The sequence below is a fragment of the Nakamurella sp. UYEF19 genome, from assembly GCF_040546275.1.
In the GTDB taxonomy this organism is placed as follows: Bacteria; Actinomycetota; Actinomycetes; order Mycobacteriales; family Nakamurellaceae; genus Nakamurella.
On the sequence record NZ_JBEPNO010000020.1, the window covers coordinates 83,875 to 105,981 of the forward strand.

20 protein-coding genes are annotated in these 22,107 nt (G+C 68.8%); 6 read left to right on the top strand and 14 right to left on the bottom strand.

The window, feature by feature from the left end; translation table 11 throughout:
• Positions 1 to 39 precede the first annotated feature (39 nt).
• Positions 40 to 1,404, bottom strand: a complete 1,365-nt coding sequence (allB, locus tag ABIB25_RS21925; RefSeq protein ID WP_354530647.1) for an allantoinase AllB — start codon at positions 1,402 to 1,404, stop codon at positions 40 to 42.
• A 230-nt stretch (positions 1,405 to 1,634) separates the two neighbouring features.
• Between allB and ABIB25_RS21930 the strand changes: the two genes are divergently transcribed.
• Positions 1,635 to 2,144, top strand: a complete 510-nt coding sequence (locus tag ABIB25_RS21930; RefSeq protein ID WP_354530648.1) for a phosphoribosyltransferase — start codon at positions 1,635 to 1,637, stop codon at positions 2,142 to 2,144.
• 15 nt (positions 2,145 to 2,159) lie between these two features.
• Here ABIB25_RS21930 and ABIB25_RS21935 read toward each other — a convergent pair whose 3' ends face one another.
• Together ABIB25_RS21935 and serS are read right to left on the bottom strand one after the other, a co-directional pair.
• The gene (locus tag ABIB25_RS21935) at positions 2,160 to 3,071 is read right to left on the bottom strand and encodes an SCO6745 family protein (protein ID WP_354530649.1); all 912 of its coding nucleotides are present in this window, start codon (positions 3,069 to 3,071) and stop codon (positions 2,160 to 2,162) included.
• A 93-nt stretch (positions 3,072 to 3,164) separates the two neighbouring features.
• Positions 3,165 to 4,430 carry a serine--tRNA ligase gene (gene serS, locus ABIB25_RS21940; protein WP_354530650.1) on the bottom strand — a complete coding sequence of 422 codons (1,266 nt, stop codon included), beginning with the start codon at positions 4,428 to 4,430 and terminating at the stop codon, positions 3,165 to 3,167.
• 117 nt (positions 4,431 to 4,547) lie between these two features.
• On the opposite strand from serS, the gene ABIB25_RS21945 reads away from it, so the two are divergent.
• Entirely contained in the window at positions 4,548 to 4,895 is a 348-nt protein-coding gene (locus ABIB25_RS21945) for a metallopeptidase family protein (RefSeq protein ID WP_354530651.1), read from the top strand.
• Between the two features lie 79 nt (positions 4,896 to 4,974).
• Here the strand turns inward: ABIB25_RS21945 and ABIB25_RS21950 are convergent, their stop codons facing one another.
• Both ABIB25_RS21950 and ABIB25_RS21955 read right to left on the bottom strand, forming a co-directional pair.
• Entirely contained in the window at positions 4,975 to 6,615 is a 1,641-nt protein-coding gene (locus tag ABIB25_RS21950) for an HNH endonuclease (protein WP_354530652.1), read from the bottom strand.
• A gap of 392 nt (positions 6,616 to 7,007) precedes the next feature.
• Positions 7,008 to 7,592 carry a DUF3995 domain-containing protein gene (locus ABIB25_RS21955; protein ID WP_354530653.1) on the bottom strand — a complete coding sequence of 195 codons (585 nt, stop codon included), beginning with the start codon at positions 7,590 to 7,592 and terminating at the stop codon, positions 7,008 to 7,010.
• Positions 7,593 to 7,754: 162 nt separating this feature from the next.
• Here ABIB25_RS21955 and ABIB25_RS21960 point away from each other — a divergent pair, with 162 nt between their 5' ends.
• Positions 7,755 to 8,285, top strand: coding sequence for a GNAT family N-acetyltransferase (locus tag ABIB25_RS21960; RefSeq protein WP_354530654.1), 531 nt, complete (start codon positions 7,755 to 7,757; stop codon positions 8,283 to 8,285).
• Between the two features lie 27 nt (positions 8,286 to 8,312).
• Here ABIB25_RS21960 and ABIB25_RS21965 read toward each other — a convergent pair whose 3' ends face one another.
• On the bottom strand, positions 8,313 to 8,867 hold the full coding sequence (locus tag ABIB25_RS21965; protein ID WP_354530655.1) for a GNAT family N-acetyltransferase: 555 nt from the start codon (positions 8,865 to 8,867) through the stop codon (positions 8,313 to 8,315).
• A gap of 59 nt (positions 8,868 to 8,926) precedes the next feature.
• A complete protein-coding gene (locus ABIB25_RS21970) occupies positions 8,927 to 9,124 on the bottom strand; it encodes a hypothetical protein (protein ID WP_354530656.1) in 198 nt (65 codons plus the stop codon).
• 192 nt (positions 9,125 to 9,316) lie between these two features.
• Here ABIB25_RS21970 and ABIB25_RS21975 point away from each other — a divergent pair, with 192 nt between their 5' ends.
• Positions 9,317 to 10,270: a carbohydrate kinase family protein gene (locus ABIB25_RS21975; protein WP_354530657.1), complete on the top strand. Its 954-nt coding sequence runs from the start codon at positions 9,317 to 9,319 to the stop codon at positions 10,268 to 10,270.
• A gap of 45 nt (positions 10,271 to 10,315) precedes the next feature.
• Here ABIB25_RS21975 and ABIB25_RS21980 read toward each other — a convergent pair whose 3' ends face one another.
• The 7 genes from ABIB25_RS21980 to ABIB25_RS22010 form a co-directional block, all read right to left on the bottom strand.
• Positions 10,316 to 11,950: a TerD family protein gene (locus tag ABIB25_RS21980; RefSeq protein ID WP_354530658.1), complete on the bottom strand. Its 1,635-nt coding sequence runs from the start codon at positions 11,948 to 11,950 to the stop codon at positions 10,316 to 10,318.
• A complete protein-coding gene (locus ABIB25_RS21985; RefSeq protein ID WP_354530659.1) occupies positions 11,950 to 13,380 on the bottom strand; it encodes a TerD family protein in 1,431 nt (476 codons plus the stop codon). The genes ABIB25_RS21980 and ABIB25_RS21985 overlap by 1 nt, the downstream gene beginning before the upstream one ends.
• 134 nt (positions 13,381 to 13,514) lie before the next feature.
• A complete protein-coding gene (locus ABIB25_RS21990) occupies positions 13,515 to 16,616 on the bottom strand; it encodes an alpha-mannosidase (RefSeq protein WP_502919877.1) in 3,102 nt (1,033 codons plus the stop codon).
• Positions 16,617 to 16,730: 114 nt separating this feature from the next.
• On the bottom strand, positions 16,731 to 17,378 hold the full coding sequence (locus ABIB25_RS21995) for a DUF1707 SHOCT-like domain-containing protein (protein ID WP_354530660.1): 648 nt from the start codon (positions 17,376 to 17,378) through the stop codon (positions 16,731 to 16,733).
• A 69-nt stretch (positions 17,379 to 17,447) separates the two neighbouring features.
• Positions 17,448 to 18,149: a histidine phosphatase family protein gene (locus ABIB25_RS22000; protein WP_354530661.1), complete on the bottom strand. Its 702-nt coding sequence runs from the start codon at positions 18,147 to 18,149 to the stop codon at positions 17,448 to 17,450.
• Positions 18,149 to 19,090 carry a prephenate dehydratase gene (gene pheA, locus ABIB25_RS22005; protein ID WP_354530662.1) on the bottom strand — a complete coding sequence of 314 codons (942 nt, stop codon included), beginning with the start codon at positions 19,088 to 19,090 and terminating at the stop codon, positions 18,149 to 18,151. Before pheA ends, ABIB25_RS22000 begins: the two co-directional genes overlap by 1 nt.
• Before the next feature lie 56 nt (positions 19,091 to 19,146).
• A complete protein-coding gene (locus ABIB25_RS22010) occupies positions 19,147 to 19,743 on the bottom strand; it encodes a P-loop nucleotide/nucleoside kinase family protein (RefSeq protein ID WP_354530663.1) in 597 nt (198 codons plus the stop codon).
• Between the two features lie 216 nt (positions 19,744 to 19,959).
• On the opposite strand from ABIB25_RS22010, the gene ABIB25_RS22015 reads away from it, so the two are divergent.
• Entirely contained in the window at positions 19,960 to 20,994 is a 1,035-nt protein-coding gene (locus ABIB25_RS22015; protein WP_354530664.1) for a LacI family DNA-binding transcriptional regulator, read from the top strand.
• 54 nt (positions 20,995 to 21,048) lie between these two features.
• Positions 21,049 to 21,888, top strand: a complete 840-nt coding sequence (locus ABIB25_RS22020; RefSeq protein ID WP_354530665.1) for a class I fructose-bisphosphate aldolase — start codon at positions 21,049 to 21,051, stop codon at positions 21,886 to 21,888.
• The last annotated feature ends 219 nt before the right edge of the window (positions 21,889 to 22,107 follow it).

Sequence of the window (22,107 nt, forward strand, 5' to 3'; positions counted from 1 at the left end):
CAGTTCTCCGGACGTCGTCGGGGGAGCCGGCCGGCCGTCTCAGACCAGTTCCTTGCTCAACAGCTGCCCGGCGACCATATCGTCCTCGAGTTCGGTGCCGCGCAGCCAGCGGGTCCGCACCACGCCGCGCAGCTCGTGACCGAGGTAGGGGGTGACCGGGTGCTTGTGCTTGATCGAGTCGACGGTGACGGTGAACGTCTCGTCGTCGGCCAGCAGCACCAGGTCCGCGTCGGCGCCGACGGCGATCCGGCCCTTCTTCGTCAGACCGGCCAGATCGGCGGGTCCACTGGACATCCATCGCAGCACCTCGGCCAGCGGAATGCCACGCTTCGTGGCCTCCGTCAGCACCGCGGCGAAACCGAACTGCAACGAGGCGATGCCGCCCCAGGCCAGCCCGAGGTCACCGACCTCGAGCAGCTTGAGCTCGGGGGTCGAGGGAGAGTGGTCGGTCACGATGATGTCGATGGTGCCGTCGGCCAGGGCGGCCCAGAGTGCGTCCTGATCGCGACTACCCCGGATCGGCGGGCAGCACTTGAACTGGGGCGACCCGTCCGGGATGGTCTCGGCGGCGAGAGTCAGGTAGTGCGGGCAGGTCTCGGCGGTGATCGGCACACCCGCGGCCTTGGCCTCGCGGACGAGTTGCGCCCCGGCCGCCGAGGACAGGTGGACGATGTGCGCGCGGCAGCCGGTCGCAGCGGACGCCTCGATCACCGTGGTGATGGCAGCAGCCTCAGCGGTGTCCGGCCGGGAATCGACGAAAGCTGCGTAGCTGGGGCCCTGCGGAGTCGGCGAGGTGTGCAGAACTGTCGGATCCTCGGCGTGCACGAGCATCAACCCGCCGAGACCCGCGATGACCTCCATCGCCGCACGCAGTTCCGGGGTGGACAGCGGCGGGAACTCGGGAACGCCGGAGTCCTGCAGGAAACACTTCACCCCGAACACCCCGGCGGCGAACAGCTCCGGCAGGTCCGCGAGGTTGGTCGGGACGGAGCCGCCCCAGAAGCCGACGTCGATCTGGCAGCGCCCGCGGGCGGCCTTCTTCTTGATGGCCAACGCCTTTGCCGTGAGCGTCGGGGGCAACGAATTGAGCGGCATGTCGATGATCGTGGTGACCCCCGCGGCGGCAGCGGCGGCCGTCGCGGTGACGAAGCCCTCCCACTCGGTGCGGCCGGGTTCGTTGATGTGCACGTGGGTGTCGACGAGACCGGGGATCAGCACCACGTCGTCCGGCACGGTGATCACCCGCGGGGCGAGCGGTACGACGCCGAAATCGTCGATGGCCACGATCGTTCCGTGCCGGATGGAGAGAGCGGCGGGGCGTTCGACGCCTTCGATCATCACCCGCCGGCCCCGGATGGCCAGATCGAGGACGCGGTGGGTGGTGACCCGTCCGACACCTGCCAACTCTGTAGTCAGTGCGAGCCCCTTGCCTCGAGAGTGCGAACTCGGCCGTTGATGTGGACGTTCCCAATCAAACGTTGTCTGGCCGCGTCAGCCGGGTGACGTGCTTGTTACGACGTGCTGGTGACGACGTGCGGCCAGCCGGTTTTCATCGCCCCCGAACTGCTGTCGAGTCCGGTCGACCGGACTCATCGTGCCGCGGCCAACCTCCCGCGGCATAGTAGGTTCTGCCCATGGCCTCCCCGATCACCGCCCCCGCCCGCGAAGTGCTGACCTGGGAGCGCTTCGGGGTGGCCTCGCGGCAGCTCGCGCAGCAGGTCGCGGACAGCGGGTTCCACGCCGAAATCGTCATCGCCATCGCCCGGGGTGGCCTGTTGCCGGCCGGCGCGCTGGCCTACGCGCTGGGCACCAAGGCGGCGGGCACGTTGAACGTCGAGTTCTACTCCGACATCGAGGAGACCCTGCCCGATCCGGTCGTGCTGGAACCGATGCTGGACACCGCCGCGATCAACGGCAAGCGCCTGCTCGTGGTCGACGACGTGGCCGATTCCGGAAGGACCCTCGCGCTCGTCATGGACCTGATGAAGCAACACGGCGCCGACGCGAAATCGGCGGTGCTGTACACGAAACCGCGCACCATCCTGGTTCCCGACTTCTCCTGGCGGGAGACCGAGCTGTGGATCACCTTCCCGTGGTCGGCCCAGCCGCCCGTCGAGGGCGCGGTCGTCACAGCGCTGGTCTAGTTCGGCCGCGCGCCTCTAACCAGCCGCCGCCTTGTACGGGTCGGGCGGCACGACGCCTGCGGCGACGAGCGAGTGGCTCCAGCCCCGACAGGTCGTCAGGACGGTGTCGAGATCGGACCCGATCGCGTCGAGGATCGGGCCCATTCCGTCGTCGGTGTGCTGTTCCAATTCCTCACGACGGGCCCGACCGGACTCGGTGAGGTCGTCGCCGTCGAGCCAGCCGTCCCGGGCCAGCCGGCCATAGGCGTCGGCCAGCGCTTCCGGCGACCACCCGCGGGTCGCCGAGTATGTCCGAGGCGGCCACCCGATCCATCTCTCGGTCAGCACATTCATCCTGACGCCGTCGAGTCCGGCGGCCACGCAGACCGCCACGTGGGTATCGCCGCGGAACTCACGGAGCAGATTGACGCCGTGCCAGAGTTGCCCGAGGGGCTGCGCCGGCCAGGGCAACGACGAGAGACCCGCGTAGAGCGGTCGGCCGGTCGGGTCGGCGGCCGTCAGACCCCGGCGGATGATCTGCACGATGTCGGGCACGGCCTCGGGCTCGCCGATGGTTGCCCCGAGCGCACCAAGAGCGCCCGCCAACTTGGCATGCTGGATCTGATCCCAGGTGGCAGTGGCGACTGCCGGGCCCAGTAGCGCCCCAACCAGTCCCGGCTCGAATACGGCGAAAGCCGAGGCTACGACGGCCGGATTGGGTGCTGACCCCAGGGCGGACCCCCGACCCCAGACGTACCCGCCGAGAAAGTCCAGGCCGATCGCTGCCCTGGCCTCCGCCCCCTGCCTCGACCAGAGGTCGACCAGCGCGATCCGCTCGATCGCATCGCGAAGGTGACGCGCCGGGGTATTCCACGAGGCCGATCCAGGGGCCGGGTCCGCCGACGAACGGGTCGAGAAGAAGGCGGCCTGTGATTCGGCGTAGTCCATGGGCTCATCCTGCGGCTGCCGGCATTCTCGCGCCCGTTGAAGGCGCGGGTCACGCGCCCGTTCCACGAGCCGGCCAAGCGCGCGCCGGCCGGCTCAGGCCGTCGGTTCGAGCACTTCCAGACCGCCGAGGCCGGGGCGCAGGGCTTCCGGAACGCGGACCGAACCATCGGCCTGCTGGTGGTTCTCGAGGATCGCGACGAGCCAGCGGGTGGTGGCGAGCGTGCCGTTGAGGGTCGCGGCGACCTGCGGCTTGCCGTCCTCGTCGCGATAGCGCACACCGAGCCGGCGCGCCTGGAACGTGGTGCAGTTCGAGGTGGACGTCAGCTCGCGGTAGGCCTGCTGGGTCGGCACCCAGGCCTCGCAGTCGAACTTGCGCGCAGCTGACGTTCCGAGGTCGCCGGCGGCGACATCGATGATCCGGTAGGGCACCTCGATGGCGTCGAGCATCTCGCGCTCGAAGCCGAGCAGGTGCTGGTGCTCCGCGGCGGCGTCCGCCGGCTTGCAGTAGGAGAACATCTCGATCTTCTCGAACTGGTGGACGCGAATGATCCCGCGGGTGTCCTTGCCGTAGGAGCCGGCCTCCCGGCGGAAGCAGGTGGACCAGCCCGCGTATCGCGCCGGACCCTTGGCCAGGTCCAGGATCTCGTCGGCGTGGTAGGCCGCCAACGGCACCTCGGAGGTGCCGACCAGGTAGAGGTCGTCGGCACCGAGCCGGTACACCTCGTCGTTGTGTTCGCCGAGAAAGCCGGTGCCGTCCATGGACTCCGGCTTGACGAGCACCGGCGGGATCATCGGGATGAACCCGTTGGCGATCGCCTTGGACATGGCGAGATTCAGCATGGCCCACTGCAACTGGGCGCCGACGCCGCGCAGGAAGTAGAACCGCGCACCGGAAACCTTTGCGCCGCGGCCCATATCGATGGCGCCCAGGGCTTCGCCCAGCTCGAGGTGGTCTTTCGGCTCGAAATCGAGGGTCGGCGGAGTGCCGACGTGTTCGAGGACGACGAAGTCCTGCTCACCGCCGGACGGTGCACCGTCCTGGATGACGTTGGGGATGGCCTTGTGCGCTGCGATCAGCACATCGTTCGCGGCGGTGGCGGTGGCCTCGGCGACCTTGACCCGGTCGGCCATTTCCTTTCCGCGCTCGAGCAGGGCAGGACGATCCTCCTTCGACGCCTGCCCGACAGTCCGCCCGAACGCCTTCTGCTCGGCCCGCATGCTGTCCGCGGCCGCGACGGCCGACCGACGCTCGGCGTCCGCCGACAGGAGCCGATCGACCACCGACGGATCGGCGCCACGGGCAATCTGGGAGGCTCTGGCCAGGTCGGGATTCTCGCGGAGGATGCGCAGGTCGATCACGTCCGTGAGCCTAACGCCGGGGACCTGCCCGAATCGAACGGGTTGAACAAGGGGGAGGGTTCTTCGCGCGACACCCATCTCCATGCAACACCCATGTGCGACCGGCATCATGGAGTGATGGCTGTGATGATGTCGGATCACGAGTTCGAGGAGCTGGTCTCCGAGGCCCTCGACCTGATCCCCCGCAAGTTCGCTCGCGCGATGGACAACGTGGTGGTACTGGTCGAGGCCAGGCATCCCACGCAGTCGCTGTACGGGCTCTACCACGGCGTCGCACTGACCTCGCGAACCTCGAACTACTCCTGGTCGCTGCCGGACACGATCACCATCTACCGCGAGCCGATCCTGGCGCACGCGCAGGATGCCGAGGGGGCCCGGGAACAGGTGGCCACCACCGTCATCCACGAGGTGGCGCATCACTTCGGCATCGATGACGACCGGCTCGACGAGCTCGGCTGGGGCTGAGCGCGAGTCAACCTGCGCCGCACGGTCGGGGACCGAGCTCAGGACGGTGGCCCCGGAGGGTGCGAGGAGGTTGCCGAGCTCAGAACGGTGGCGGTGGGCACGGTCGGTCCTCCGGCTCGTCACCCGGCGGCGCGTCCGGACCCGGCGGCCCGGTCGGTTCGAGCAGCGAGGTGGGCGGGGTGGTCACCGTCCGGCCGAGCGGAGTGGTCCAGGTCTTGGACCGATCAGCATTCAAGGTCAGGGAGAAGCCGCCGCCGTCCTTGGCGCGATGGTGGTGCAGGCAGAGTGCACACAGGTTGGGCTCGGCCGTCGGTCCGCCCCGGGAGTAGGGCACGGCATGGTCGATCTGGGAGCGCCAGGCGGGTTGCGAGCAGCCGAAGAATGAACAGGTCTGATCGCGGGTGTTGATGAACTGCCGCAGACTTCCCGGCGGGATGTATCTGGTACGCCCGTAGTCCATGACGGTGCCGGACAACGGGTCGCAGACGATCCGGCGCCAGTCGCCCTCCGCCGCGATTCGCAAACCCTGTCCGGGAGCGATCGGGCCGTAGCCCACCAGCTCGCACACCCCTCGCGACACCTCCCAGGCCGGTGACGCGGTACCCGGCGCCGATCCGGGCCGGTCGCCGACGGGAACGGCAGCGGGAGTGCCGATGGAGGCATTGCCGTTGCAGGCATTGCCGTTGGAGGCATTGCCGTTGCAGGCATTGCCACTTGAGTCAGTGTTACTTGAGTCAGTGTCACCTGAGGAGGCGGAGGTGGCGCCACCACCCATCGCGGCTTGGATCATGTCGTACGGAACGAGCACTCCCACGTGCGGCTTGCGCCCGTGCTGTGCCGGCAGGAGGCTGCCGTCCCAACCGCCACGATCAAGGACCGAGTGGAACAGGTCCGCGAACACGTCGGCACGGCGTTGATCCAGGTTGCGTTCGTCGCCCGGGGTCTTCGCGTTGTCGGCCAGCCCGGTCAACGCCTCCCAGGCCGCGGCGATGGCCTCGATCGGCGCATGAATTTTCATCCAACCCATGCCGTCGATGTCGGCCCATTTCGTCACGGCGCGCTGCTTGCGAGCGGCCTCGTGGCGAGCGTCGGCTGCCACTGGATCCAGCCGGATGACTTGACGGACGACCTCACGCCGGACCCACTCGCGGGACCTTCCGGCCACCTTGGGAAGCACGATCTCCTCGATCGCAGCGGCGACGTGCGGGTCGGAGACCGGCGCGGTCGCACCGACCATCACCTGCGCCACCTCGGCGGTGATCTGCCCGTCCTGCAGGGCCTCGAGCGTCCGCGGGAGCTTGGTGGCCAACGTGAATCCCGTCGAGACGACACCTCCGGCCACCGATTCAGGTACCCCGAGCGCCAACGCGACCTCCGCGCTCAGGAACTCGTCTGCCGCCGGGTACTCCACCGCGAGCGCAGCGGCGTCCGCGTACTGGTCACCCTGCAGACTGCTGATCAATCGGTGCCGGGCAGCCATGGAATCGAGTCGCAGTTGGGCGCGGAGGGAGCCGAGCCCGGTAGGCACCCCGTGTCCCGTTGGCTCGTCGGCAAGCGACGGGCGCTCCTCCAGCAGAGCCGCCAGCTCGGAGCCGGGCGAGCCGGCGGCCAACTGCGCCACCCGGGCCTGCCAGTATCCCCAGTCGCCCAGAACCTCGTACCGATGCTGGGTCGTACTGGAGCCGAACAGATCCAAATGCCTGGCGGCTGGCAGATCCACCGCCGCGGGGTCCAGCCCGAGCGCCTCACTACGGACGCGGGCGGCACGATCAGGGCGACCGGGGAGCACGATCTCCCGGTTGTCGGAGCCGGTCAGTAAGGTCCGCCCTGAGGACCGACGAGGCCTGCGGCCGCGGGTGGGCGGAGCCGGTGGATCGGGCCTCAAGACCGCAGCGCGAGCCCGCTCCCGGAGTGATCGGCCCGCACCGGGCAGGAGGGCCCGCGCAGGAACCGAGGGCAGCGGCTCGACGCGCGAGAGCAGGAGCACCCGCTCCCCGAAGACGACCCCTGTACCCCACATCTGCACATCATACCAATTGCTCGAACATCTGTCTATGCTCTTCAGGCTCACTACGCGAGCGATTTCCCGTCGTGAAAGGTCAGCCGTCGTGCCTACCCGACCAGACGGCCGGGGCGGTCGCCTTCTGCCATCGACGTCAGACCCGACCGGGAGGCCCGCAAGAACATCACCACCAGGACACCCCAGGCCGCGAACCACGGATCCCAGAGGAACGCATGCCAGGCCAGGGCACGATGGTCGGCGTCGGACGACGCCTCGATCAGGCCGGACTGCACCATCAGTCCCACGATCGTCAGGATCGTTCCGTACGAGGTCAGGATGATGGCCTCCGCGACGCACAAAAGTCGGATGCAGCGACGGAGACCCTCCGACAGATCTCGCCGGATCGCGGCGAACGGCAGGAGGACCGCGATGGCCTTGAGGAACACGGCGGCCCACACAGCCGCGACCACGATCGGGGAACCCGCACGGCCCCCGACGGCCAGGGATCCTCCGACCGTCTCCAGGAGCCAGGTTCCGCCCAGACCCCAGATCACGCTGATCGCCAGGTACGGGGTTCCCACCAGAGCTGCGGCCAACGCCCATCGGCGAGCGCGGAGCAGGCGTGCCCCGCCCGACGCCTTCGCACCGCGGGGCAGCGAGCCGGTGCCGGCGGCGTCGCGATCCACGCGATCCACGCGATCCACGCGATCCAAGCGATCCAAGCGATCCAAGCGATCCAAGCGATCCATCCACTGATCCTCTGCCCGGACGACCTCCGCAGGCATCGGGGACAACCCTGGTCCTGCCCTGAGCTGCACCAACATCCGCGTGGCGGTTCACCTGATTAGGCTGCCGGGATGACCGATGACGTTCCGGCGCAGTACGAACCGATGGCTCTCTCGCTCGAGAGCGAGCGACTCCTGTTGCGCCCGTTCGAGTCGGAGGACGCTGCGGCTTACGCGGACCTGATCGCGGAGCGGGGACCCGGCGCTCGCGGCTACGGCACCACCGTTGACGGCGCCCGGGAGAACATCGAGCGACTTGCGAAGGAGCGCAACAGGACCGGGATCGGATTTCTCGCCATCCACCGCCGGGACGAGTCCGATCTCATCGGTTACGCGGGACTACTGGTCGGGCGTGCGAGCCTCGAGGAACCGGAAATCGCCTACGAGCTCTTTTCCCGCGTGCACGGCAACGGGTACGCGACCGAGGCGGCCGCAGCGATCATCGAGGCGGCGGTCGAGACCGGGCGAAAGCGGTTGTGGTCGACGGTCGCGGCCTGGAACCATCGGTCACTGCGGGTTCTGGAAAAGAACGGATTCCGCGAGGACCACGTCGAGACCCATGAAGACAGCGGCGATGTGGTCTACCTGGTGAGGGATCTGTAGCTCTCCCACGAACCGGGGCGGGAGACGTCAGGTCGCAGGCTCGTCGTTCCAGTCGACGGGCGTGACGGTGCCACCCTCCCAATCGGAACGGAGCCGGGCGTAGCCCACCGCATCGTGCGACGGACCGCCGGCCGGGCCGGGCCACCCGGCTCGGTAGTGCGATTCCTTCACGTACCCGCAGCGAACGAGCGTGCGACGCATCGCGACGTTGTCCTGCCTGGTGGTGGCCTCGATCCGGGCGCAGGACCTGGTCGTGAAGAGGTGCCGGTCGAGCCAGCGGACTGCCTCGGCGCCGAAGCCCCGACCTCGATGACGCTCCCGGAAGCGGAGATCGAACATCGCCGTGTCGTCATCCAGGTCGTACAACCGGATGAGCCCCACACCTGGTTCACGGACAGATCTTTCGCTGTGGTCGATCCACCAGGTCTCGACGTACGGTCCGGTGTAGAAGTTCGCGGCGACCCGTTCGGCCACGTCGGGCGCACCGAGTGACGGACCGGCGTGGAACGGCCAACTCTCGCCGATCAGGGAGTCAGCGAGCTCCGTCGACTGCGTGAGGTGGAGGGGGCGCATTGCCAACATCTGTGCCAGTCAAGCAGATTCGCTTCGCCCAGATCCGTCACGGGTAGCGAATTCGGCGATCAGCTAACGCTCATCATCTTTCGGGCCACCAGGGCGATCACCAGCACGGCCACCGCAACGACGATGATCCACCAGTAGGAGCCGCCGCCGGCGACGGAGCCGGTCGAGTGGTACGTCGAGTGGTAGGTGGTGTGGTTGATGTGGGTCGAGGGACGGCCGAGCATCGCCTGCGAGACCTGCCCGAGGGTGTGGCTCATGGTGAACTCCTTCAATTCTGTGCCGCGTCTGTGCGGCTGTGGTCTGCGGACCGGAGTCCGACGGGGCCACTCCCGGATCGGTTCCGTCGTGTCCCGGCCTTGCCCGGTCCACTCGGATGGCACCCACTACGCTGGTCGAGCCGGGCGGCAGCGTCCCGACATCCGTGCTGATCCCGCCTGTTCAGGAGTCTGATGCCCACCATCGCCGTAGTCGGAGAGGTCGTCGCCGACGCCGTCCTGCCCCCCGATGGGATCGCCGACGGGGCGGCACATCTCACCGTGCATCCCGGTGGCGGACCGGCGAATTTCGCCGTCGCGGTCGCCCGCCTGGGTAGCACTGCGCGCTTCGCCGGACGACTGTCCACCGGAGCACTCGGCGCCCTGTGCCGCGCCAAGTTGGAGGCCTCCGGGGTCGACCTCAGCGCGTCGCAGGCAGCGGCCGAGCCGGCCACCCTGGCGATCGCCCGGCTGGACGATTCCGGTGCGGCGTCGTACGAGTTCTACACCTCCGGGACGGCCGACTGGGCCTGGACCGACGAAAGCCTGGCACCGCTGATCGACGGACCGTTCCCGGATGACGAGCGCCCGGTGGCGATCCACACCGGCACCCTGGCCCTGGCCCTTCAGCCGTCTGGGTTGGTCATCGAGAATCTGCTGGCCAGAGCCAGATCTCGGGTCACCATCTCGATCGACCCCAACCTCCGGACGCTGCTGATCCCGGTGGAGACCTACCGCGCTGTCATCGACCGCTGGGCCGGACTCTCCGACATCGTGCGGCTGTCCGAGGACGACCTGGAGCAGCTCTGGCCGCACCGCACCCCGGAGGACGCCGCTACCTACCTGCACGGGCTCGGAGTGCCGTTGGTGGTGGTCAGCCTCGGTGCCGACGGTGCTTTCGCGTCGCTGCGGGGGGAATCCGTCCGGGTGCCGATCGCACCGACCACGCTGGTCGACACGGTCGGGGCCGGCGACTCCTTCCACGGCGGGATGATGCACCATCTCGCCGTGGCCGGTCAGCTCGGCGGGCGCCTCGGTCAGCTGGACCTGGCTGGGTTGACCTCGGCTCTGGTCTTCGCCTCGCGGGTGTCGGCCATCAACTGCTCCCGCGCCGGCGCCAACCCGCCCTGGGCCGCCGAACTTGCCTGAAGGTAGGAGTTTTCGCTTCGCCGCACCCCGCCAGACACCTTCGTATCAGGTTCGAAACACGATCGAGGCCGGGTCGGTCGGTCCGAAGTCGGGCGTGAACGTCCACGCCATGCCGACCCAGCCGTCCGAAATGTCCTCCCCCACTTCGGGTCCGAGGCGGAGCGAGGCCCTTGCCACCTCGATGGACGCCCCCGCCTGGTGCGGGTCGCCGAGCAGCAGGACCAGCATCCGGGAGGCTGGGGCACGCTCGACCAGGTACCGCAGTCGTTGATGATCGGCCTCGTCGAAGCCGACCGGGACGTCCGTCATCACCAGCAGCACCGTGGTGTCGGCGAGCGGGAGCTCGTCCAGAGCACCTGCACTGCGGGCCATCTCGAGCAGGTCAATACGCTCGGCAAGAACCCGGAGTGTCTCCGAACGTTGCTCCCGGGTTCGCGCAACGGGCGCGCCGAGCAGACCGGCGGCCGGACCGGCGAGGTGCCCGAGAGCAGCGGCCAGACTGCCGTCGACATCGCACAGATGCAGGCGAATGCTGCTGTCCGCGGCGAACAGTCGCATGATCAGCGCCCTCGCCATCCCGATCGGCCCGCCGTCGGCGGAGCCGTCTCCGGCGGTCGGCGAGGAGTGGCCCCACAGCATTCCGGCGGACGCGTCATCATGCGAGCCGTGCAGCCACAGCGGACGCCGCAGGGGCAGACCGAGCACCAGCGGGATCTTCAGATCGGGCGCCTCGGGCAGGTGCAACTGCCCCGCGCGGACCCCGGCGGCTGCGCCGAACTCGCGCCGATTCCATACCGGGGCGTCCCACGGTGCCAGCGCCGCCGGCAAGGACCCGGTCAGCTCGCGGAGTTCGTTCGCCAGGTGATCGACGTCGCGGCGATGGTCCGCCGTTGCGCGCATGACGAGTTCGGCGTATCTCTCGTCGGCCAGCTGTCTTGCGGGACTGGCGGTCTCGCGGAGTCGGGGATCGTCGAACACGCTGTCCAGCTCGCGTTCGCGCCGCTGCTCGGCGAAGGTGACTGCGGAGCGGTAGGCCGCCGCCGAACGGGCAGCGTCCTCGAAGATCGCTGTGAGCACACGCATCTGCCGTTCTGGAGCCGAGGTGCCGGGCGGCGGCGGAGCTGCGCCGGGCCCACGGGAAACCGGCTGCGCCGGCGGCATCGTCGCCGTGGCAATCACCGGTTCTCGAGGTCTGTCCGGCTCGACCTCGACCCCATGCGCCGCAACGAGAGCGGCCAATCCATCGGCGTAACCCTGCCCGACCGCGCGGACCTTCCACTCCTGCTGGCGTCGGTAGATCTCGAAGACGATGACCGCCCGCTCCCCCGCGAGCCCGGACGGGCTGAACTCGAACAACGGCACACCATCGGGTCCGATCAGCGCGGCGGTAAGCGTCACGCCGACCGTCAAGGGGTGGGCCACGTCGTCCACGCTGACGGCACAGATGGCCCGCTCGACCGAGGCGGGAAACGCCTCCACGTCGAGATCGACACCGTGCTCGGCGAGCACAACGCCGGTGGCGCTCGGCTGGTTGTAGAACACGAAATCGCCTTCGGTGGCGACTTTTCCGTCTGCTCCCAATAGCAGTGCGCAGACGTCCACCGGAACCGCCGCAGTGACGCGGATGGACACCCGCCGCGTCGGGAGCGACGAATTCTCGCCCTTGGACAGCTGACGCACTACACGAACCGACCCAGCTGGGGGACGGCATCGATCGGCGTCCTGGCCTGCATGCCCTCGCCGATCGCCTGCAGCTTCCAGTTGCCCGACTCGCGGAAGACCTTGGCCATCACCATTCCGGTGAAAGCCCCTCCGCCACCGAGGGTGTAGCGAGCCAGCTCTCCGTTGTTGGTGTGATCCACCAAGCGGCAGAAGGCATTGGCCACCTGCTCGAAGGTCTGACCCTCGTAGGAGGTCACGATGAACACGATCGCGGTGACGTGGGCCGGCACCCTCGTCAGGTCGACGACGATCGACTCGTCATCCCCGTCGCCGGCGCCGGTCCTGTTGTCCCCCAAGTGTTGTACCGAACCGTCCTTGGACTGCAGGTTGTTGAAGAAGACGACGTCAACGGGTTGCTGGTCGGCGAACATCAACGCCGAGGCGTCCAGATCGATCTCGATCTCCCGGCTGCCGAAGACACTTCGCTTCTTGATCGGGTCCCAGCCGAGACCCATCCGGACCATCGTGAGGGCGACACCGTCCTCCTTGCGCAGCGAAACCCGCTGGCCCTTGGTCAGGCTCACCGATCGGCCCTTGACGAGGGACACCTCGCCGGAGGGCGGTGGCGTAGCGGCCTGGGCCGGCGGTGGGTAGGCCGGACCAGCCAACGGTGGGTAGGCCGGACCAGCCAACGGTGGGTAGGCCGGACCAGCCAACGGTGGGTAGGCGGGCGCCGGAGGGGGATACCCGGACGGCGCGGGTGGCTGGTATTGCTGGGCCGGCGGTGGCGGCGCGTACTGCTGCGGCGGCGGTGGCGGCGCGTACTGCGGCGGCGGCGGCGGCGGCGCAGGCCGCGCGTACTGCTGCGGCGGCGCAGGCGGCTGGTACTGCTGGGCGGGGTGCGGCGGAGCCTGCACCGGGGGCGCCGACTGTCCCGCATCGTCCACGGAGACCCCGTGGTCGGTGATGAGTTCGGCCAGCCCGCCGGCGTAGCCCTGCCCGACGGCGCGAACCTTCCAGTCGGCTCCGCGGCGGTAGACCTCGAGGGCGATGACGATGCTCTCGCTTGACAACCCCGTCGCCTCGTACTGGACCAGCAGTGCGCCCGCGCCGTCGAAAACCTTCGCGACCGGCGCGGCGAACGAACCGAAGCGGCCGCTGGTGTTCTCCAGGGCGACCACCACCCGCACCTGATCGATCTGCGCCGGCACCTGCGGCAGATCCATCTCGATCCGCCAGGGCCGGCCCGGCTCTGGCCGGCGGCAGCGCACCCCCGGACCGTCGGGCTGGTTGAAGAAGATGAAGTCCGCATCGGTGCGAACCTTGCCCGAGGCGGTCACCAGCAGGGCGGACAGATCGACCGGCGCGCCGAGATCCACCGTGACCAGGATCGAGCGGGCGGAAAGGGGCGCGTTCTGGCCCTTGGCCAGGATGGCTGGCGTGGACAATGAGGCTCCCGATCTGAGCAGGCCGACGGACGGACGCAGCCGGGGCTGCGGCCCGGCTGCACTGCTACCGCGCCCCACCTTCGACTACCAAAGAATCTAGTCGGTCGACGGGCGCGCCGAGGAGCATCAGCCGATCATCCTTGTCCCACGACCAACCTCACCGTGACGATCTGGAACGGACGCAGGCTGATCGTCGTCGTGCCCTTCCCGTCCGGACCGGACGCTGCGACCAGCGTCCCGGCCCCGTCGACCGGGCGCTCCAACAAATCGGTGAGCACGACCCCGGCGATCGGGAACGACGCCGCAAGGCCCACCGAGCACCGCGCACCCAATGGTTCGTAGAGCCTCACGATCACGTCACCGGAGCGGTCGTCGGCCAGTTTCACCGCTTCCACCACGGCAACGCCGGGGCCCGTCAGGTCGACGAGCGGCTCAACGGCGCCACCACCGTGCACCCGTCGCGGCGGCAGGTTGATCGCGTAACCGGCCCGCACCGCATCCTGCACATCGGCGCCCGCGACCAACGAGTACCGCAGGGCGTGGTGGCCCTGGTCGGTCTCGGGATCGGGGAACCGCGGAGCCCGCAGCAGGGACAGCCGCACCGTCGAGAAGGTGCCACCGCCGACCGAGGAATGTCGGGTGACGTCGTGCCCGTACGTAGAGTTGTTGACGATCGCCACGCCGTAGCCGGGCTCGGCGACGTGCACCCACCGGTGGGCGCACACCTCGAATCTCGCCGCGTCCCAACTGGTGTTCTGGTGAGTCGGCCGGCTGAGGTGGCCGAACCCGATCTCGAAAGCGGCATGGTCGGTGTGCACGTCGACGGGGAAGGCGACCTTCAGCAAGGTCTCCCGCTCGTGCCACTCGACGTCCACCCCGAAATCGACCTGTGCGGAACCTGGCGCCAGCCGGATCTCCTGGACGATCGTCGATTTCCCGAAGCTCCGGGCAATACGGACGGACACCGCGCCCGTGCTCTCGGTGATCACCGCCGAGTCCTGCACGTCGACGAGATCGGTGACCGTGTTGCGATAGTGCTCGTCGATGTCCCAGGCATCCCACTCGTTCGGGAAGTCCGGGTGCAATTGCAGGAGGTTGGCGACCGCGCCGGACGGGACGATCTCGCGGCCGACCCGCAGGTCCCGGATCGACGTCAGCACGCCGGACTCGTCGACGACGACACGCAGCACACCGTTGTCGAGGATCACGGTGTCGTCGAGTTGCTCGACGTTCACCGGCGCCGTCACCGGCGCCGTTGGCCCAGCGCCCAGCGACGGGAAGCCGTTGATCACGAAGGGAGTGGCGTTGAACTCGACCGGCCCGGCGTCGGCTTGGTCGGAGTCGTCGGTTTGGTCGGGGTCGTCGGCGAGGGCGTCGATCGCATCGGTGATCAACTCTTCGAGTTCGCCGGCGATCGCGGCGTAATTGGCCACCGCCTCACGGTGCACCCAGGCAATCGAGCTACCCGGCAGGATGTCGTGGAACTGCTGCAGCAGCACCAGTTCCCACAGCCGGTCGAGCGCTTCGTAGGGGTAGTCGAGCAAACCCCTGGCCGCGGCTGTTGCCGACCACAGCTCCGCCTCCCGCAGCAGATGTTCGCTGCGCCGGTTGCCCTGCTTGGTCTTCGCCTGCGACGTGTAGGTGCCGCGATGGATCTCCAGGTACAACTCGCCCGCCCACACCGGGGCATCCGGGTACTCCGCCTGCGCCGCGGTGAAGAACACTGCGGGAGACTCGATCTCGACCTGCGGCGAGCCCTCGAGGTCGGCCGTGCGGACGGCGCGCGCCAACATCTCCCTGGTCGGTCCACCACCCCCGTCACCCCACCCGAACGGCGCCAGAGAGCGCCCGGCCGCGCCCTTCTCGCGGAAGTTCTCCGCCGCGTGCGCCAGCTCCGCGCCGGACAGCTCCGCGTTGTAGGTGTCGACCGGCGGGAAGTGGGTGAACATCCGGGTGCCGTCGATACCCTCCCACCAGAACGTATGGTGCGGAAAGACATTCACCTTGTTCCACGAGATCTTCTGGGTGAGCAGCCATTCGCACCCGGCCAGCGAGGCGATCTGCGGCAGCGAAGCGGTGTAGCCGAAGGAGTCGGGCAGCCAGACCTCACGACAGGTCATCCCGAACCGGTCGAGGAAATAGCGCTGACCGTGCAGGAACTGCCGTGCCATGGCCTCGCCGCCCACCATGTTCGTGTCCGACTCGACCCACATGCCGCCGACCGGGACGAACCGGCCCGCCCGGACGTGCTCGGCCACCCGGGCGAACACCTCGGGCCGCTGCTCCTCGATCCACTTGTACTGCTGCGCCGAGGACATCGCGTAGACGAGCTCGGGATGGGTGTCCAGCAGCTGCACCACGTTGGATGCGGTTCTGGCCACCTTGCGGACGGTCTCCCGGACCGGCCAGAGCCAGGCCGAATCGATGTGGGCGTGCCCGATCGCACTGATCCGGTGCGCAGCAGGCACGGCCGGTGAGGACAGCACGCCAACCAGCTCGGCGCGGGCCGCAGCCGCCGATCCGGCGATGTCGTCAAGGCGGATCCGATCCATGCCGCGCTCGAGGGCGTAGAGGATCTCGAACCGCCGGGCATCGGACTCCGGAAGCGACCGCATCAGTTGGTCGAGTACATCGAGATCGGCGACCAGCTCGTACACCTCCACCTGCAGGACGGTGATCTCAGCGCGCACCAACCGGTAGAGGGGGGCAGTGCCGGCAGTCTCGATGGTGCCGAGCGGAGTCGGTACGTAACCGGCCGGACTCTGGATCATCGGGTTGGCCGCGGCCTCGACGTACAGGTCGATCGGTTCACCACCGGCTGCGCTGTCGGTGACCGGGATCCACCCGTTACGCGGATTGAGCCCCTTCACGACGCTGCCGTCCGGCCGGTAGACCAGGCCCTCGGCCTGGAAGCCCGGCGAGTGATCAGCCCACCCGAGATCGACGAGCAGCTCGACCTTCTCGCCGGCGGCTGACGGCGGCACAGTGCCCGTCAGGTGGAACCAGGTGGTTCCCCAGGCCGGTCCCCACGGATCGCCGACCCGGAACGGCCCGTAGTCACGGGCCACCGCCCTCTCCGACAGCGCCTGCGCCGGCGCTACCGGCTCACCCTGTCCCCCGCCGACGTGCCAGGCCTCGACCTGGAGTTCGGCGACGGCGGAGTGCACCGCCGGCCCGACCCGTTCTTTCAGCACCCGGCGAAGCCGGTCCTGGATCATCGAGGTCTTGCTGTGCAACGAGATCGCCCCTTCGGGCCGTAGGGATGGGGCAGCGGCCGGACCACCAACCTAGACCGGCGGCGTCCCACGCGTGACCCCAGCCTTCTCGGGCGCGCCCCACCGAGCACGTCGCTACCGTCCGAACATTCCCTGCCTGGCCTGACGGATGGTGACCGCTCCACCCTTCTTCGTGCCGGTCAGCAGCAGATCGAGCACGCCTGCCCCACCCGGCGGGATCTTGTTGTTCACGCTCCCTCCTCGCATGGACAGTCCGTCGAAGCGGACCGACCCGCCGCGCGGCAGGATCAATTGGGTCGAACCGCCGAAGTTCGACCGGAACTCGACGGTGACCTGGGTACTGGTCAGGGTCGCCCGGCTGAAGTCCAGGGTGGTGCCGGCACCGAAACCGCCGATGACGATGTGCGCGGGAGCGAGCCAGTGTCCCTTGAACGAGCGGGATCCCCACCCGGTCAGCTCCATCACGCCGTCGCCGGCGGCAGCGGCCGGTGCTCCGGAGTAGCCAGGATTCGGACCCCTGCGAGCGGTGGCCTCGGCTGCGGCGTCCACGCTGCGACCGGCCACCTGCAGGCCGGGCAGGTCGATCAGCACGGCGTTGAGATCGGCTCTGGTTCGTGCAGCCACCACCAACTCCGACCGTCGGCCGTACTCGGCAAGATTGATGAGCCCACGCCCGGTGGCCTTCTCGAGCAGCGTCAGGACGTGCGATCGCTCGTCGTCGGAGACCCGCAGGTCCCTGGGTTGGATGCCCGGCCCACTCATCGGTCGAGGATAGCCGTCCGGATCGGACGTGGTGGACGTGCCGGACGGGTCGGCCGCGGCCGATCCAGGTCAGGGGTGTTCGGGGACCGGGATCGGATCGTCGAAGGGGTCCTCGGTCGACGCTCCGCCTTCCGGGTCGGACGCCGCCGTCGTGGTGGGCTCACCGATCTCCGCGCCGGTCCAGGATTCGGCGATCCATCCGCGCCCGGGATCGCCTTCGAGCACCACGATCCCGGTGTTCCGCAGAGAGTGCACGGCGCCGAACTCGTCGTCGAGGTTGTCTGCGCGGAGGGAGGCCCACAGCCGGTTCACGGCGCCGTGGGCCACCACCGCGGCGCCCGAGACGCCGGACGCCACGATCTCGTCGACGACGTCGTCGAAGCGCTGCAACACCTCTCGCCCGCTCTCACCGGTCGGGCCAGGTGTGCGCTCGTCCAGTTCGCCGGCCATCCAGCCGCCGATCACCCGCAGGTACGCGTGCACGGAGGTGTCGTCCTCCAGCATCTCCCAGCCGCCGGCTGCTACCTCTCGCAGTCCGGGCCGCACCACGATCTCGAGTCCGAGAGCGGCCGCCAGCGGAGCTGCGGTGAGCTGGGCCCGACGAGCCGTCGAGGCGAAAACCGTCTCGATCGGTTCTCCCGCCAGCACCTCGGGAACGGCCGCGGCCTGGCCGACACCGAGCTCCGTCAGGCCGGGACCGGGCGGTGCGGTGTCCAGCAACCCGAGGACGTTCGACGGCGTCTGGCCGTGCCGAATCAGGAAGAGCCGCATCAGCCGCCGTCCCGCAAGAGTCCGGTGCGGAGATCCGACACCGCAAGGGCCGCAGCATCGTAGGCATCGTCGGTAGCGAAATCCGGTGCCGGCACGTTGGTCCCGACCATCCGCGGGTAGGAACCGAGCCAGCGCATCATCACCGAGCGCCGGATCAACGCGGCCACCAGGTCGGCCATGGCGGGCTCGGCGATGTGCCCGTCGGTGTCGATGAGGAACACGTACTCGCCGAGCTTGCTCCTGGTGGGCCTCGACTCGAGGCGGGTCATGTTGATGCCCCGGTTGGCGATCTCCGACAGCACGCTCAGCAGCGCCCCGGGTTGGTTGTCGACCGAGACGATCAACGAGGTCCGGTCGTTGCCCGTCGGCGCCGGCGGCGGGCCGGGGCGGCGCAGCAGGACGAAGCGGGTGGTGGCATCGCGGACGATCCCGATGTCGTGGGCGAACACGGTCAGTCCGTGACGGGAGCCCGCGACGGGGGCCGCGACGGCGGCGTCGATCTCGCCGGCAGCGACCGCGGCTGCAGCGGCCGCCGTCGACGGGGTCATCACGATCTCGGCGGACGGAAGATGCTCGGCCAGCCAGTCCCGCACCTGCGCGTGACCGTGCGGATGCGAGCCGACGGTCCGGACTGCACCGGCGTCCGTACCCGGACGGACCAGCAGGTCGAAGGTCACCGGCACGAAGGCCTCGGCGGTGATGACGAGCGGCTCGCCGTGGGTCAACTCGTCCTGGGTGAGCGGGACGGCGCCCTCGACCGAATTCTCCAGGGGGACGCACGCCGCGTCGACCTCACCCGAGCGGAGCTGATCGAGCGCCGCTGATACCCCCGCCGAGGGCGCCAGATCGACCGGGACGTCGGGATTGCGGGCCAGGATCGACTGGACGGCCTGCTCCGTGAAGGTGCCCTCGGGCCCCAGGTAGGCCCATCGCTGCGTCACGAACGACACCCTAGCCCGGGTCGCGCACCCGCCCTGCGCGCCGGACGCGGAGGAGATCAATCCCGTGCCGGCGAGGGCTCCGGGGCGGCCGGCGGCTGGGAACGCAGCAACTCCAGCACCCTGAAGCCCTCGAACTCGGGGTCAGCCGATCCGGACGCCGCGACGTGGGGAACGACCGGGTCGGGTGTCGCTACCGGAACCGCGTCGAGGGCGGCCGCGCGGTCCCGCGCCAGATTGCGCCGGCGCCGACGGGCCACCGCTACCTCGGGCGGCACTGTGACCCAGACCAGATGCACCGGCGCCGGGGAGAGCTGCCGGACCAGCTCGGCCCACTGCCGCGGGTCGGCGCTCTCGGCGGTGAAGGGCGCCACCATCACCACGGTGCGGCCGAGTCTGCCGTTGTCGACGGCGATGTCGATGAGGCACTGGTACCGGGCCTGCCGGACCGGACCCCGGAGCCGGGGATGATCGAGGTCGTCGCCGGCACCGACCAACCGCGCCAACTGCGCCATCAACGGGTTGGTGGCGATGTCCTGGTCCAGCAGCAGTCCCCCGGTAGCCGCGGCCAGGGATCGGCCGAGGGTGCTCTTGCCACTGCCCGCCGGCCCGGCTACGACGAGAACCGATCGTTCGTGTTGCTCCTGGGGGTGCACCTGCTCGATTCTGCCCTGCGTGCGTGATTGATCCTGTCGGTGCCGGTGGTTCGACACCTCCTGTACGACTGGTGGGCTCTACCCCCGTGCAGGCTCTCCATCGTCGTCGGCCGGAAGTTGCCGACGACCGCGAAGGCGCGGTGGTGGAAGTTGCGGTTGACAGCGCGCAGCCGGAGCAGCAAACTGACTGAGACAACGTTGTTTTCAGGAGACGAGGTGGCCGTGCGGATCGCAGCCAATGGCCGGCGGGCCACCATGACGGACGTCGCCAGAGCAGCCGGGGTCAGCCTCAAGACGGTCAGTCGATTCGTCAACGGCGAGACCAACATCGATCAGGGCATTGCCACTCGCATCGCCGAAGCCATTACCGCACTGAACTTCCGGCGCAATCTGGCGGCCGCCAGCATTCGTCCGGGACAGCATTCCCAGCTCGTCGGCCTGATCATCGAGGACGTCGCCAACCCGTTCTACGCCGCACTCACCCGCAGTGTGGAACTCGGCCTCCGCGCCGCCGGGATGCTGCTGCTCGCGGCCAGTTCGGAGGAGGATCCCGATCAGTTCTGCCGCCTGGTGGAACAGCTGATCGAGCGCAGGGTCGACGGGCTCATCGTCGTGCCACCCAGCGATCCGGGTGCACGCTGGCCCGGCCTGGCGCGGGAAATCCCGGCGTTGGTGGTGCTCGACCGGTATGACCCGCAGATCATCGCCGATTCGATCGTCGCCGACGACGAACAGGGCGGCCGGGACGCGACGGCACTACTGCTCGAGGGCGGCTCGCGGAACATCGCGTTCGTCGGAGAGGCGTTGGTGCTGCCCACCATCGCCAGCCGTCATCGCGGGTATCTGTCCGCACTGACCGCGGCCGGGCTCCGGCCCGACCCGGCGCTGACCATCGATGGCGTCCGGACCACCGACGAGGCATCTGCCGCGATGGTGGCTCTGCTGCAGAGTGGCATCGAGGTCGACGCCGTCTTCGCAGCCAACAACCGGGCCAGCATGGGGGCCCTACGCGCCTTCCGAGAGCTCGGAATTCGTTTGGCCATCGTGGGTTTCGATGATTTCGAGGCTGCGACCCTGGTGGAGCCGGCCGTCACGGTCGTCACGCACAGCGTGGCCGACATGGGTCGGCTCGCCGCTGAACTGCTGCTGGCCAGGGTCGGTGGTCTGCAGAGCGCACCCCAGCAGATCATCCTGCCGGCCATCACGATCCGGCGCGGGTCGGAGCGGTCGGAGAACCACCGCTCCGCCTGACGTGTGCTCCACCGGTACAACGACTGACACTCACCGAAACAGAAGAGAGCAACAGTGATCCAGTACAAGATCAACCGGCTGTTCAACCCGAGATCGGGCCGCCTGCTCGATGTCGCGGTCGACCACGGATTCTTCGGGGAGCCCTCGTTCCTGGACGGTATCGCCGACATGACGGCGGCCATCGACACCCTGGTGGACGCCGCACCGGACGCCATCCAGCTCACCATCGGACAGGCCCGGCTGCTGCAGAGCCGCCCGGGTCGGTTCAAGCCCAGCCTGGTGCTGCGTTCCGACGTCGCCAACGTCTATGGCGCGGAGCTGCCCGAGCGCGTGTTCAGCATCCCGATCGAGAACGCGGCCGAGACCGCCGCCCAGTTGGACGCGACCTGCCTGGTGGTCAACATCTTCGACATCCCGGGACAGCCGGAGCTCAAGGAGCAGTGCATCCGCAACGTGCTCAAGCTCCGGTCCGAGTGCACGAAGCTGGCCATCCCCCTGATGGTGGAACCACTCGTCATGCGCGCCAACAACTCCGGCGGCGCCTACCTGGTCGACGGCGACATCGAGCGGATCACCTCACTCGTCCGCCAGGCGGTGGAACTGGGCGCCGACCTGATCAAGGCCGACCCGAGCGACGAGATCGGCGAGTACCACCGGGTGGTGGAGGTGGCCTCCGGCATCCCGGTGCTGGTCCGCGGCGGCGGCCGGGTGGCCGATGACGTCCTGCTCCAGCGCACCACCGACGTACTGGCCCAGGGAGCGAGCGGAATCGTCTACGGCCGCAACATCATCCAGCACAGCGACCCGGCCGGCATCACCAATGCCCTGATGGCCGTGCTGCATGACGGAGCATCTGTCGAGCAGGCGCTGACCTTGATCGGCGTCGCGGCATGAGTGAGCATCGAAGCGAGGAACGAGCGAGGCGCGGAGCGAAAAGCGATGAGCGCCTGCGCGAAGAGCCATCAGCAATGAGTGAGCATCGAAGCGAGGAACGAGCGAGGAGCGGAGCGAAGATGGAGATGAGCGCCTGCGCGAAGAGCCATCAGCAATGAGTGAGCATCGAAGCGAGGAACGAGCGAGGAGCGGAGCGAAGATGGAGATGAGCGCCTGCGC

Excerpts from the sequence above, each read along its gene's own strand:
- ABIB25_RS21930 (WP_354530648.1), top strand. The coding sequence starts at position 1,635 with ATGGCCTCCCCGATCACCGCCCCCGCCCGCGAAGTGCTGACCTGGGAG.
- ABIB25_RS21935 (WP_354530649.1), bottom strand. The coding sequence starts at position 3,071 with ATGGACTACGCCGAATCACAGGCCGCCTTCTTCTCGACCCGTTCGTCG.
- ABIB25_RS21945 (WP_354530651.1), top strand. The coding sequence starts at position 4,548 with ATGGCTGTGATGATGTCGGATCACGAGTTCGAGGAGCTGGTCTCCGAG.
- ABIB25_RS21960 (WP_354530654.1), top strand. The coding sequence starts at position 7,755 with ATGACCGATGACGTTCCGGCGCAGTACGAACCGATGGCTCTCTCGCTC.
- ABIB25_RS21965 (WP_354530655.1), bottom strand. The coding sequence starts at position 8,867 with ATGTTGGCAATGCGCCCCCTCCACCTCACGCAGTCGACGGAGCTCGCT.
- ABIB25_RS21970 (WP_354530656.1), bottom strand. The coding sequence starts at position 9,124 with ATGAGCCACACCCTCGGGCAGGTCTCGCAGGCGATGCTCGGCCGTCCC.
- ABIB25_RS21975 (WP_354530657.1), top strand. The coding sequence starts at position 9,317 with ATGCCCACCATCGCCGTAGTCGGAGAGGTCGTCGCCGACGCCGTCCTG.
- ABIB25_RS21995 (WP_354530660.1), bottom strand. The coding sequence starts at position 17,378 with ATGAGTGGGCCGGGCATCCAACCCAGGGACCTGCGGGTCTCCGACGAC.
- ABIB25_RS22000 (WP_354530661.1), bottom strand. The coding sequence starts at position 18,149 with ATGCGGCTCTTCCTGATTCGGCACGGCCAGACGCCGTCGAACGTCCTC.